Genomic DNA, 14,239 nt, shown 5'->3' with positions numbered 1-14,239 from the left:
GGAGAAGGGGAGTCGGGCGTATCAAGTGCAGTCGCTATGTTTATCGTTACCCATTTGACTAGATTTCCAGGTCCGGCTCGATCCCCTCCCGGTCGCCCCTGGGCTCATAGTCGACCGACTCGATGATGCTCCGCGTGTTCGGATCGCGGCGCTGTTTCACGACCTTGTCGTGCGACTCCTCGAACCGCTGCTGCGCCGCCACGCGGTGGGCCGCATCGAGCTTCGCGCCGATGTTGCGCTCTCCGAACTCCATCATCGAACTCAGTGCCGACGTCGCGCCCTGCCGGAGCGCGCTGACGTGCGGCTTGTTCTGCGCCCGCTGCTGCTCCCATCGGCTCCGATCCTCCGGTGTGACGTAGCCGAACATCCGCGCGAAGCGCGATCCGAACCTGACCTGCTGACCCTCGCTCTGTTCCTGGCTCATGCCCCCTCCTCCTGCTCCTCGTTCGTGTTCTCGGATCGCGCTCAGGTGCGCTGGAACTCCTCGGAGTCGGCTTCGGTGTTCGGGCCGTTGTTCTGCGCGCCGGCCTCCCGCTCGGCCGACGGACCCGTAGGGCGCGACCGCGGCTTGAGTCGCTGCTCCTCGAAGAAGGCCCCGGGGTCGTCGACCGCCGTCTGCAGTGTCTGCTGCCAGTTCTCTCCGAGGCTCCGCTTCAGCTGAGCCTCGAGATCCGGGTACTTCTCGTTCACTGCCTCCATCGCGTCGACGTAGGCGTTGGAGTAGACCCGCTGCTGCTCCTCGGGTGGCAGACCGTCGATGTCCATGCTCGCGATCATCACCTCGGACTGGTCCATGCGGTGCTGGAGCATGTCGGGCAGCCCGCTGGTGTCCAGACCCTGTTTCCGCGCCGCGAATCCGACCAGGTAGCCGAGCATGTTGCCCCCGTAGGCCTCTTGGTCGCCGCGGCCCAGCGCGTCGAGAAGCGAGGTCTTCATGGTCTCGGCGAGCTGGACCTGGTGGGCGTCCGCGTCCATGGGTCGGCGCAGTGTGAACATCCCGTCCTCGGGCAGACGCCGGCCCAGCTGGTCGTCGAACTCCCCGCTCCACACGGTGTGGACCCGGTCGGAGCCCGCGATCCGCTCCTCGTGTGCCGGGGCCTTGACGATCCGTCCGTGGGCCACGCCGTTGAACATGGTGCGCAGCTCGGGCTCGTACTCCATCCGCTCGCCGATGATCCTTCGGGCGCGCTGGACGACTTCCCGGCGCTCCAGGCCGTCTTCGCTCATCTGCTCGTGCAGCCGCTTGCGCAGCGCCCGGTAGCCATCGCGGATCAGGCTGACGTCCGCGCCCGGCTCACGCATCTTCCAGAAGGCGTTCTCCATGAGCGCGACCTCGGTCATGGCTGCCGAGTCCGTGGTGAACATCTCCCGGTGGCCGCGCTCACGATGCTGCATGGCGTCGAAGCGATCGCGCCACTTCTTCGACAGGTGGTCACGCGGATCCGTGCTGCCGATCAGGCGCTCGCGCCGGGCGTCGCTCGGCAGGTCCTTGAAGATCCTCTGCCGGTGCGTGATGCCGCTCTGGGCAAAGGCCACCATGCCACGGGTCCTGGTGTCGATGCGCTCCTGGATCTTGTCCTTGAGGGGTTGGAGGTAGCTGTCCATCTCCTTCTTGAAATCCGGGGCGAGCATCCGCATCGTCATCGCCATGCCGACCGCTTGGATGATCGAGTTGGCGTTCACTCCGCGCGAGAGCGGCTTGAGACACGCCTGCATCATCATCTGCACGTAGACGTGGTGCATGACGTCGAGCTCCCGCGTCCGCTCCTCGTCGGTGAAGCCGGGCACCAGCAGCTTCGAGTCCCGCAGCGAGGCCATGTACTTCTCGCAGGCCAGGCGCGTCTCCGCCCTGAGTTTGAGCAGCCGCTCGCGCTGATCCAGGTCCTCGCTCTCATCCTCGGCCCGGTCGACGTCGATCCCGTGCACGCGGTCACGGTCGGCCATCCGCTTCCGGGTCCTCTCACCGAAGAACTCGCGGGCACGGTCCCGGAGCCGCTCACGCCAGGCGCGCGCACCGTCTGCGTCCTGCGGCCCCGGATCGTCGATCACCTCGGCGTCGATCGGTTCGTCCGAGCGCGAGTCCCAGCGGGCATAGGTGTTGCCTCGCGGCTCACCGGTCCGAAGCCGATCGTCGCCAACCGGAAGCACCTTGATCGCGCGCCGGCTGCCCGCGGGTCCTGTCCCCAGTTCCTTGTGCCGTGCCATCTCAGTACCCCATCCCGTAGTCGCCGTCGTTGACTTCGGGCTGATCGATCTTGATGCTCGGCGTGTAGACCGGGCGCCTCGCGCCCACGCCCACGGCATGCGCGGAGCGGCGATGCGAGCCGCGGGTGCGGGACGCCGCCTCGTCTTGAGACATCACGTCGCGCTTGACCACCGAGTCATCGACAGCGATCACGGCGTGGTCCCGGCCGTGCCTCTGGGCGGAGCCCAGCTGATCGAGCTGCCGCGACATCTGCACCCGAGCGTTCAGAGTCCCCGAGGACGCGAACTGCTCGTTCTTCTCGCCGTCGTACACGCTCTCGCGGTTCTTGGCCGCCTCGACCAGATCGGCGAACGCGCCACCGTAGGCCATCCGGTCCATCACGCTGCCCCGCAGCGACACGTCTTCTTCCAGGTTGCGGATGAGCCCGGTCGCCGGGTCCTCCAGCGCACTGGCCACGCGGGCCACGTACTCCGGGTTGACCGTGACTCCGAAGCCCTCCTTGGACTCGTAGAACTCGATGAACTGCTTCTCCCACTCCTCGGCCGTAGCCTGGACGGGCTCACCGTCCATGAATGCCGTGCGCCACTGGCCCCGGCCGACATGTTCGATGCTGCGGCCCCTCCAGAGATCGCGGCCGGGGCCCTGGAGCATCGCGTACTTGTGCCGGGCCTCGGCAGCGTCGTGCTTCGCCTGCAGGATCGACTGGGTCACCGGGTAGGTGACCTCCAGGACGGCCTTGAGGTCCGCGCCGCGCAGCGCACGCACGGCGCGCTGGCTGAACGCGCCACCCAAGCCGGTGCCGTGGGACTTGATCGCCGTGGCGAACATCGAGGCTTCCTGGTCGGATTGGGTGATGCCGGGCGTACCCTGTGCATCGCCCAGGTTCCGGGCGTAGTCGGTGAGCTTCTTCTCGTTCCCCTTGGCGCCGGTCTTGACACAGACCTCGTGGATGCTCCGCAGGTGTGCCTCGCGATCCGAGAACGTCAGTGCCGCACCGAACTCACCACGCTGCGCCCGGCGGTACAGCCCGCTCAGCTCCTCCGTCACGCTCTGCTGGGCGAGCTCGATGTCCTCCGGTGAATCCGAACCCGTGATCGCCCGCAGCCGGAGTCGGTTCGCCTCGCTCCGTGAACTCTCCAACTCATGCGCCAGTCGCGCGTCCTTGGAGAGCGCGACCTGGGTGTCCAGCGACACCTGCATGGCCAGCGGGTGTGAACCATCGCCCTTGACCACTCCGCTGTCCAACAGGTTGGCCGGCACCGAGAGCTTTGCCAGGGCCTCAGCCTTGGCCGCCTCGCTGTGCAGCTTCACCACGGCGACGGCATCACCGTCGAAATCGCCGTCGAAGCAAGCGTCCATCACCGGGTTGATCGCGGCGCCGGTGAGCCGGTCGTCGATCGTGACCCGCATGTAGCGCACACCGGCGTCACGGAGCACCGGGTCACGCCACACCAACGCGTGGTCGCCCTCGGCGAGCCCCAACTTCTCAGCCTTGACCGAGCTGAGAGCAACCTGGTCGACGTCCAGCCGGGGGTCCGCGGTCCACACCATCGTCGCCGAGTCGGTCAGCCGTGAGGACATCAGCCCGGTCTTGAAGATGTTGCTCTTGCCTGTCAGCACTCGGTCCTGGACATCGGTGGTGATCGCTTCGAAGGCGCGCTGAGCGCGCGAGACCGCATCGCTCATGCCGCGACGCACCTCGGCGCGCTTCTCGGCGGACAGACCCTGCCCGTCCAGCTGCTCGGCCATGTAGCGGTAGCGGCAGGCCGCCACGAAGACGTCCTGGTAGCTGCGGGTGTAGTCGTGCATGACGGAGGACCCGTCCTCGAACTCCTGACCACTGCGCAGATGCGAGGACATCACCGGCAGCTTCCACGAGTTCGCGCTCACCGTCTCGGTCTGCTCACCGGTCGGATACGTGAGCGGGAACGGGATCTCCATGTCGCCGCCGCGGTCGCCGATGAGGTCGCCGAAAGACTTGCGCATTGCGATGGTATTCAGTCCCGGGAGCTGGCCCGCCCTGCGCGGCTGCGTGCGCAGCAAGTCGGGCATCGGGATGAACCGACGCTCGGAACGCTCGTCGAGGCCCTCCGCCTGGCCGATCACGCGCAGCGTGCCGTCAGCGTCCATGTCCAGGCCGGATACCAGCAGGTACTCGCGCAGGCTCGACTCGGCCCCGCTGTTGTGGCCGTAGAACTCGCGCATGATCGCCGGGCAGTCCTGAGACTGCAGCGCCCAGGCCAGCTGAGCCGAGGCCTTACGGCCCTTGCCGGCACGCACCTGCTCGTCGTCGTAGATCTTCGTCTTCTCGTCGACGGCCATATGGGTGACCACGAAGCGCATCTCGCCCAGGGCACTCGGCCGCAGTTCTCCGTCGGGCGAGCGCAGATCGGAGACGTTCCCGCTCATCAGCTCGCGCGCCGAGCCCGCGTTGCGCCGGGAGATGAGGCTGAACGGACTCATCACCACGTCCAGACCCGGGTTGGCCCGGAACCAGTTGACCTCTTCGACAACGCCCTGCCGCTGCGCGTCGTGCAGAGGCATGTCCCGATCGACGATCAGCGAGATCACGCCCTTGTTGCCGTGCAGATCCGAGATCTTGTCGCCCACGACGAGATCGCGCTCCCGACCGCCGGCCCCGCGGATGCGGTGGCGCCCGGCGAATTCCTTCGACACCACGATCGGGTCATCAGCCGTCCAGCCGCCGAAGGTCATCAGCGCCGTCTTCGCCGGCGCGGTGACCTCAGAGGACTGCATGATCGTCGAGGCCGTCATCTGCTGACGGTCGAACGGGTCGTACCGCAGCGTCTCGAGCTCGGGGAGAGCCATGAGCGGCGCTCGCTGTCCGGCCACGCTCTCGTCGCCCGGCACGATACGACCATCGCTGTCGACCCGGGCCTGAGTGGTCAGGTACCGCACGATGCCCTGGTTGGTCGCGCCTCCCGTCATCACCGGGTCGAAGTAGCCGCTGGGCGCGACCACGTTGTTCCGGTCCTTGCCGGTGAGCACCGCCATGTTCCGCCCGCCGGTGAGCCGCCAGGCGTCGAAGCGGTTGTCATCAGCCGGGTCGGTTCGGTCGCGCTGGGCCCTGTACTCGGCGTAGACGGTCGAGCCGGCCTTGATCTCGTTGGAGTAGCGCACACGGCGCGCCTCGGTCTGCAGGATCGCTGCCGTCCACTCCTCCAGGTGTGCCTTGATCTCGCCGGTGGACTCGTCCCGCTGGTACGTGGTGGCGCGCTCGATGTAGTCGATCGGGTGCTTGGTGCCGTAAAGCTGTGAGTAGACCGTGTTGAGCGAGGAGGGCTCGCCGGTCTCGCTCCGCCCGGCCATGACGTCATTGGCGATCTGGTACTGGATGCGCTCGTGCATGAGCTGCTCGTAGCCGCGCAGGCGCGTGCGCTCCTCGACCGAGGTCGGAGCCTCGCCCGGAGTCTGGGCCGTGATCGTGGCCTCGTAGCCGGGCACGATCAGGGCGTTCTGCCCACTGGCGAAGGCGGTGGTGATCTCGCCGTACTCGCCGACATCGAAGACCTGGCCGATCTCACCCGAGATCGGCACTCCCTTGCCATCACGGCGAAGCTTCTCGCCACTCCAGCGAATGACGCCGTGATCGTCGACCAGGATCTCGGAGACCGTCGCCGCGTTGCGCTCGATGCTCTCACGCACGGTGACCCCGATACGCCGCATGAACGCGGAGTCGTGATCGGCGATCGGCACGGCACGCTCGGCGTTGAAGCGGACGAGCCGGTCCTTGAACCGGGTCGTCTGGAAGGTCGAGCCCATCATCTCGTCAGGGGAGATCTCGCAACGACGAAGCGCTGAGGCGAGGTTGTCGAGGTTCGACCACTGCCCGGTGGGGCTGGACATGTATCGCGCCACCCGCTCCGGGTTGAAGCGCTGATCGACCCACTCGCCGTCGACGTCGTGGGGCTCCGCCTCCCAGGTCCCGATGAGTTCGAAGGGAACGTCCTCAGCGTGCTGTCGGACCTTCTCGACGGCGGTGCCGCCGTAGACGAGGTTGCCCATCTCGGGCGCCTCGCCGGCCTGCAGCTCGCCGATCCCCTCCAGCCGTTCCTGGTACATCTCTTCGGTAGCACCCGGGCGCAGCAGTTCGCTGTGCGCGCCTGTGAGCACGTCCCAGTACGAGCGCTGGATCGCAGCGACCTCGGAGTCAGCCGAGTACTCCGGCGGTTCGATCGCATCCAGCTGTCCGCCGGTTCGCTCCAGCTCCGTCTCGGCACGGGCAATGAGGTCCTCGACGCCAAGGGCTGCCTGCAGGTTCTCCCGTGCGCTCTCGACGGCGGTCTTCGCATAGGCCTCGGCCGACTCGCTGTCGAGGAATAGGGCCGGCAGTGAGCGGTTCTTCGCGTCCCGGCGGAGCATCACCTTCGAGCCGGGCCGAGGTCCGGAGGACTCACCGGGGGCCACGTAGTCGCCGACCACGAACATCGACTCACGGTCGACGTGGTAGCTGTCGGGCACGTCCACCACCATGCGGCCACGGCCGGGCTCCTGGTGTGTCGCGCCGGTCTCGCCGGCGGCGTGCCCCGGCAGATCCGTACGCTCGACGCGATGTCCCTGGGCGAAGCGCAGTAGTTGGACGGCCTCCGTCGGCGAGGGAGAGTGGACCGCCATGCCGCCGGGAACCCGGTGGTTCGTCGAGTAGCGCAGCACGGTGCCGTTGTCGTACACCCGAGCTCCGGCGTACTCCTCCTGGCTTGTGTCGATGAGGCGGATCTCCATGCCGGTCCCGGCGATCTTCGCCTTGATCTGACCTGGCTCGCGGTCGCGCATCACCGCGTAGGGCACGCCCTGGGCCTTCAGCTCTTCGAGCACTGCTGCCGAGCGCGCCACGGCGCGCCGGGACATGAAGCGGTTGGGGTCGACGCGGTTCGTCTGGGGGTTCCGGCCACCGTCGATGACCCACTCGCGCACCTGGTCGTACTCCTGCCGGCTCATCTTGTCCATGAGCGCGGTGAGTCCAGCGGCGTCGTCGTTCGTCATCGCGCGGCCCGCCTCGAACGGCTGGCCGTTGTCGTCGATGCGCCAGAGCACCATGTTTCCGCGCCGCGGATCGGCCAGGGTCTCCACCTCGCCGCCGGCCACGCGTCCGATCGTCTCGTCCGGCAGGTACAGCAGCGCGGTTCCGGCGCGCTTCACGGTCGCGCGTTCGGACCAGTCGGGGTCATAGGGGCTGATCGGCAGCCGGGCCGACTTCGAGTCGACCTGGGCACCGACACCGGTGACGCGGGTGAACTCCCGCTGCAAGTGCTGATAGCGCTCGTTCTGCGGGGAATGATCACCGAACTGCGGCTCGTAGCCGGAGACCTTCTCCCCGAACGCCTGGTCGATGGCGGAGAGGCAGTCCGCGATGCCCAGCCGCGGGTCGGCCAGTGCGGTGCCCCGCCGGCCGAGGATCTCGTCGACTCGTGTGCGGATGGCCTTGGCCTGGGAGATCGGAACGACCTGTCCGGCCTGCACCCGGGCCTGCTCGACTGCCTTGTAGTAGACGTACTCGTAGAAGTACTTCCGCAGTCCGCGTGCCTTCTTCATAGTCAATCAGCTTCCTGTGTACGCTCCGGCTTGGATAGAGCCTACATTGCCTATCGAAAGAGAGTTGATGCCTATTTGAAAGGTCAGTGCCGAGGCTATCTCTCTTGGGTGAGAGCTGGCCTCGGCACTGGTTGTGATCCTTGTCCGACCCCAAGCGGCCGCCGGCTACTTCGAGTTCATCTCGATGGCCATCGCCCTGTCGAACCGGCCGTCGGCCAGCATCTCCCAGCTCGGCAGGGAGGCCAGGTACTGGTAGAAGGCCGAGTAGACCTTCACCGTCGCCAGCGACTTCAGGTCCTCCTCGGTGACGTCCTCCTCCGCGAACACCCGCGAGTCCCCGTCCTTCACGTGGCCGTTGATCCGGCGGGCGGCCTTGGCGTACGCGTCCGAGCGGATCTGGCTGATGTAGATCTGAGACCCATCGGCGCTACGCAGTTCGCCGTCGCCGCCGACCGAGAAGTGCCGGCGATCCTGTTCCAACTCGGTCTGCGCGGACTTGTAAGCCTCGGCGATCTCGATGTCCAGGCTCTTGACCTTTGCCGAGCCGTCGGGATTGACCAGCATCTCCTTGCTGATCGTCCCCTCCGCGTAGAGCAGACGCTGCCGCTCGACGCTGACCGCCTGACTCTCGGCGACCGCGACCCCGACCTCGACGTTCTCGATGAACTGGTCCTCGTCGAACATGCTCATCCCCTCGTACTCGTCGGGGTCGACGACCACCGGAGCGTTGGGGTCCTGGCACTTGTCGACCGTGGTCATCGTCGTGATGACCTCCATGACCTCGTCGGCGTAGACATCCGGGTCCAGGCGCTCGATGTCGACCTCCCGGTAGCCGTAGATCTCCTTGTACTGCGCCTTCGCGTCCGCGGCCTTGACCGCCTGCCGCATGCGCTTCTCCAGCATCTTCACGAAGTCCGGCTGGTTCATCCGCACGTCGAAGTCCATGGCACTGGAGAGCGTCGGGATCGTCTGCAGTGAGTACGTGTGCCCCGGGTGCTTGATCGTGTTCCCCAGTAGCCGGGCCGACATCGGCAGGATCGTCTGGTTGCGGTTCCAGATCGGCGCATCGCCGGCCCGGAAGACGATCGAGTTGCGCGGCGAGAGGAAGGCCATGTCGTTGTAGCTGATCAGCGGCTCTTCCTTGGTGCTCATCGTGTAGGAGACCCGGCCCTCGGTCTTGCCGCCGATGACCTTGTCGAGATCCTGGCTGATCTGCTTGCTGTCCCTGTACGACCGGTGGGTCTTGCCGCTCATCTTCTCCAGCGTCTCGATCATCGAGTCGTCCGTGGATTTCAGGAACACGATGTTCGAGGTGTTGCCCTGCACGATCTTGTCGACGCTCTCGCCGTAGACGTCGCGCAGTTGCTGCAGGGTCTGCAGGATGAGCGTGAACTGCTGCTCCTGGCCCAGGCCGATGGAGAGCATGGTCGCGAAGCCGTCGATGCCCTTGCCCTCCGACTGCAGGTTGCCGAGCTCGTCGAGCATGAACCGCGTGCGGTAGAGCGGCTTCTGGTTCGACTTCGTCATGTACGACTGGTCGGCGCTCACGTCGAACAGCTGCTTGACCAAGATCAGGATCAGTTTCGCGTACTTCATCAGGTGAGGCGGAGTCACCAGGAACAGCGCCTTCGGGGACTCCGAGTAGCGAGCCAGTTTCTGCGTGATCGCCCGTGCCTGATACGAGACCTTCTCCGGGTTGCCGCCGCCGGAGAAGTCGAGTCGCGTGTCCGGGTAGAGCGTGTCCCCGGCCTGGAAGGACAGGATCTTCCCGTCCCGAGTGCCACCCTCACGCACCGGCTTCAGCTCACGCAGCACGCCGTTCTTCACGATCTTCTTGCCCGTCACCGGCTCGACCACGTAGTGCCGGCCATTCAGCGAGACCTGGTGGGTCTTCGTGAAGCTGAAGTAGAAGGTGCGCAGCAGCATCTTCGTCTGTGGGTTGACCAGCTCCAGCTTGAGCCAGGCTTCGTCGCCAGGGAACTTGCCCTGGAAGTTGTACCGGGCCCAGCCTTCGCGGCCGACGATCTCCTCGTGCTCGAAGTCCCCTCCGAGGCTCTTGGTGAACATCGGGTCCGCGTAGGCCGACCACACGGCCTGCTGACCGACGAGGTGGTCGCGCTTGACGTAGTTCGGCGCGAAGCGCACGCCGAGGCGACGCGGGAAGCTCAGGCCGGCGAGGTCGGTGTTCTGCGACGGCTTGCCCGAGGTCAGCGTCGAGATCGTGGGGTCCGTGAAGAACGACATGGCGGTGATCGCGATGCCGTACACCGAGGCGAGCATCTTCTCTGCGCCGGCCATCGAGCGCAGCGCGTTGTGGGCGTTGCCCACCATCGTGCGCATGTTGTTGCGGGGCAGCTCTTCGCTCGCGTTGAAGTACAGGCTGAGCATGTCCTGATCGGCCTTGCCTTCCCACATGAAGGCCTGGGCCGCAGCCTTCTCCTGCTCCTCGGCCAGGGCGTCCGCGTTGTTGTCGAACTCGCCGGCCTTGACCCGCTTTTCCAGTTCGGCCTCGGGATTCTTGATCTTCTTCGAGCTCATCTGCACGAAGAGCTGGTAGCAGTTGTAGAGCGTGACCTTGCCCCAGAGGTCATCGAGCTTCTGCTCGAGCAGCGCCGGGTCCATGTTCAGCACGGCTGCGGCGCTGCGCAGTTCCCGTTCCTCTTCCAGGTAGAAGTCGATGAGTCCGTAGGCCGCGCGCTTGAAGGCGTTGTTGGCGGCATTGGGCCAGACCGGGTCCTCGCCGCCGTCGAGCGGAAAGAAGATCCCGGCGATGTTCTCCACGTACAGTGCGCACTTGGTGAAGTTGCCTTCACGCGCTGCGTCGGCCGCCAGCCCCAGGGGGTTGTAGATGTCGGTCTTCATGGAGTTGATCAGGTTGAACTGCACCGGTTCGAACCCGCGGGTGACCAGGGGCACGTAGTTCTTCACCAGCAGCTCGCCCTTGGGGTCGTTGACGACCATGTTCGAGGGCTTCTTCTCTCGCGACCACATGTCGATGACCGGCTCGATGTACGTCTGGCCCTTACCGGCTCGGGTAATGGCCAGCACCATGGTGTTCACCGGCGCGGTATCGACCACGTACGCCCCGGCAGGGCGCTGCACCTCGTACTCCGGGAACGTCCAGTCCTCCTTGATCAGGGCAGCGACGGTCTTGTACCTGTCCGATCCGAAGCCGAGTTTGTCCCGGTTCTTGCCGTCAGGGTTGTACGGGATGCGTGTGGTGTCGTACTTCTGCCGCAGGGTCTTGTCAGCGGGCAGGCCGGAAGCCTCGAACAGCTCGTTGCCGAAGACTTCGTCGATGATCGGCAGGGTCTGCGTCAGCGGACTGCCTTCGTCGTCGTCCATGACCTCGCCGGCGTAATAGACGAGGTTCCCCTCCTCATCGAAGACGTCCTCCTCGGCGCGCTGGGCGACCTCGACGGTGCCCAGACCCTTCTGCCTGAGCATCATGTGGCTGAGCATCGAGCTGACCTGCACGCTCGAGTGAGCGCCGGCGTCAGGGAACCAGTCGTAGTTCTGCTGGATCTCTTCCGGCAGGGCGATGTGCTGGTCGTTCTGGTACTGGTTGATGTCACTCGTGGTGTTCATCAGGTTCGCCGCGGCGACCCGCCGCGAGAACCACGTGCCGATGACGAGGGCGACCATCAGACCCGAGCCGAGCGTGATGAAAAGCTTGAACCCCGAGACGTCGGCCAGCTGCTCTCCGACCGTCGTCGCGCTCTTCTTGGGCTCAGCCGGCTTGCCGGCGCCGAGCTTGCCGTCGTTCGCCGCGGTGTACCAGGCGGGGACGGGAACAGCCTCAGCGTTGGGATAGCACTTCGCCTTCACATCCGGGTTGCCGTCCTTGGTCAGGGGCCGGTAACACTTGACGACCGAGCCGCCCGCACCCGTCATGGTGTCCTGAACGAAGTACGCACTCGGCTTGCTGCCGGCGCTGCCGGACACACCCGAGCCCAAGGACACGCCCACCGAGAGCACCGCCGCGGCGATGAGCGAGTAGAGGACCCAGGCGACGACCGTCACCAGCACTCCGGCAATCACCGCGACGACGATGCCCGGTCTGTTCGACCTCAGGGTCAGGAACTTGCTGCGGTCCAACTGCTGGTTGGCGTGGACGTCTCGGTTCGTCAGCGTCTCGCCGGGCTTCCGCGCCGAGATCTTCTCCCAGCTGCTCGCCTTCGGCCGTGCCGCCTTCCGTCTGTTCGTGGCCATCGTGATTCCTTACTCTCGGGCCTCGCCCATTTCGCTGTCCCGCTGTCCGTTGCGCCCGGCTGCGCAGACGACGACGGCACATGGGGAACGCGCCCCGTGCGCCGTCAGATCACCCCGCAGGTCATGACCGGATCGCTCAATGGATGAAGACCACCCCGACGATGAAGCCGGCCACACCCATCAGGAGCGAGAGCGTGACGATCATGACGACGAGGATCTTGTTCGAGCGGCTCTGCATCTCGGAAGCCCGCGCCAGCTCGTTGGCGTAGGCCTCCTTGTCGGCCTGCATCTCCGTCAGGCGGGCTTCGTACCGCCTGGCCGCCGAATCCTCGACCGTCGTCAGCTGCTTGAGCAGGTCGGTGACCCGCGTCACCTGGAAGTTGGTCTTCTCCTTCTCCAGGTTGAGGTTGTGCTGCCACTCGGCGTCCCGAGTCGCCAGCTGCGTGATGGCGTCCTTGCGGTTGCGTTCGAGCTCGTCCTCCATTCGGCGGATCCGGTCGGCGTGCTCAGAGCGCACCGATTCCAGGAGGTCCTGCTGTTCTCGGCGCAGGATGCCGATCTCGTCCGTGGTCCGCTGGTGCTCGGCCAGCGCCTCGGACTGGGCGATGTCGGCCTTGCGGTTGTCGTCGACGATTCGCTGGATCTCGGACTTCCACCGGCTCAGGCGCTCTTCCTCGGCCGCCAGGTACTCCGACTGCCGCTCGGCCAGCACCTCGAATATTCGCGTCTGCCCGGTCTGCATCTTCAGCGTTGCGTCCGACCGCCGGACCCGCAGGATTTCCTGCTGGTTGTGCGCGTGGGTGTCCTCGATGTCCCGCTCGATCTGGGCGACGGAGTCGATCTGCTCGCGCTCCATCCGCGAGCGGTTGCGCTCCTTGTACTGCAGCTCCGCCGAAAGCGCCGCCTGCTGGGCCACCTTGGCGGCCTGTGCCTCGTAGTCCTTGGCGATCTCCGCCCGGCGGGCTCGGATCTTTTCCTCCCTCTCCGTCTGCCGCTGCTGGTGCTCAGCCTCAGCCGCGTCCTTCAACAGCTTGTACCGGGAGCCCTCGCGGTCGGTGGCCACCGCACGGATGACCTGCTCGGTGTGCGCCGACATGAGGTTGACGTAGAGCGCGCGCAGCTCGACCTCGTGCGCGGAACGGAGCTGCATCAAGTCCGCGTTGGCCTGCCGGTTGAGCTGGGCGACCTGGTCCCCGAGCCACTCGGTCGCTCCCTCGGGCACGGCGATCTGTACGACCGGTGCGCCGATGGTGAAGGTCGCGTTGAACTCGTCAAGCCGGACGTCCAAGTCCAGCTCCTCGGAGAGGAACCGGCGGGCGATGACGTCGCGTACCTGGGCCTGATCCGCCAGCGGCACGGCGTCGCCGGCTTCCTGGTTGTCGCCTTCGATGTCGTAGCCGGCGTCGGTCTCGTCGAAGCCCTCGTAGCCGGTCACCTCGTCGCCGTCGTAGTCCGGCTCCGACTCGACCGAAACGGTGCCCACGTCGTCCCCGTCGAACACGGGTGCGTCCACCCGTTCATCGTCGTCGACGACGTCGCTGAAACGCGGCTCGTCGTCCAGGCCCTCGTCAGCCCCCTCGTCACCGGGGATCTCATCGAAGATCGCATCCCCCTCGTCCTCATCGAGGAGCGCCGGGGAGGGGTCGGCGGTCCCAGCCTCGGCGACCAGGCCGCTGTGTTCTTCCCACGCCTTCTTACCCACGGCTTCTTCGAGGGTCGTGATACCTGCGGCGACGAAGCGCGCCTGTGCGAAGGTCGCATCGTTCACCAGATCGACGAGCAGATCGCCGCCGGGCTTCTGCCACACGACGGCCCAGGCGTAGGTGGCACCGGTGAGCAGCGAGTACTCCTCCATGCGCGCGAGAGTCTCGTCGGTGGGGATGATGCCGAAGACTTCCTCTTCGAGCATCTCTGCCGTGGCCACCGTGCGGATCTGGTCGGAGCTGATGAGCTCGATGATCGAGCCCTTCGCCTCGTTCCGGCCGTGCCGCATACTCAAGCCGCCGATCTCCTCGGCAGCAAGCACGAGCATCACCCAGGCCGTGCCGCTGGGAAAGACGAACGGAGTGTTCGACCGCAGCAACTCGACCGCTGCCGGGATCGCCGTCTCTCTCACCACGGAGGCCAGAAGCTCATTGGGCTTCTTCTTCCGTTCCTTCTTCTGGCGGACCGCCGCCGCTCCCAGAATGCCCATTGATGCCGATCCCCTCGCCAAAAGAACACAGTCCGCCTGGTTTACGAGCATCCTATCGTCGCCTTGTCAGAGTA

At 66.0% G+C, this 14,239-nt stretch carries 5 protein-coding genes; all 5 read right to left on the bottom strand.

The annotated features are described in order from the left end of the window. Positions 1-58: 58 nt before the first annotated feature. The gene (locus ACIGFK_RS01880) at positions 59-424 is read right to left on the bottom strand and encodes a hypothetical protein (RefSeq protein ID WP_376659400.1); all 366 of its coding nucleotides are present in this window, start codon (positions 422-424) and stop codon (positions 59-61) included. Between the two features lie 41 nt (positions 425-465). Beyond that, entirely contained in the window at positions 466-2,205 is a 1,740-nt protein-coding gene (locus ACIGFK_RS01875; protein WP_400050151.1) for a hypothetical protein, read from the bottom strand. Position 2,206: 1 nt separating this feature from the next. After that, entirely contained in the window at positions 2,207-7,759 is a 5,553-nt protein-coding gene (locus tag ACIGFK_RS01870) for a hypothetical protein (protein WP_400050150.1), read from the bottom strand. A gap of 165 nt (positions 7,760-7,924) precedes the next feature. Further along, positions 7,925-11,971 carry a type IV secretory system conjugative DNA transfer family protein gene (locus ACIGFK_RS01865; protein ID WP_400050149.1) on the bottom strand — a complete coding sequence of 1,349 codons (4,047 nt, stop codon included), beginning with the start codon at positions 11,969-11,971 and terminating at the stop codon, positions 7,925-7,927. Between the two features lie 136 nt (positions 11,972-12,107). After that, on the bottom strand, positions 12,108-14,165 hold the full coding sequence (locus ACIGFK_RS01860; protein ID WP_400050148.1) for a hypothetical protein: 2,058 nt from the start codon (positions 14,163-14,165) through the stop codon (positions 12,108-12,110). Between the last annotated feature and the right edge of the window lie 74 nt (positions 14,166-14,239).

Origin of the sequence: Streptomyces sp. NPDC085524 (assembly GCF_044541755.1) — a bacterium.
Classification (GTDB): Bacteria; Actinomycetota; Actinomycetes; order Streptomycetales; family Streptomycetaceae; genus Streptomyces.
Note: the sequence above shows the minus strand (reverse complement) of the source record. Positions and strands in the feature narration are given on the sequence as shown.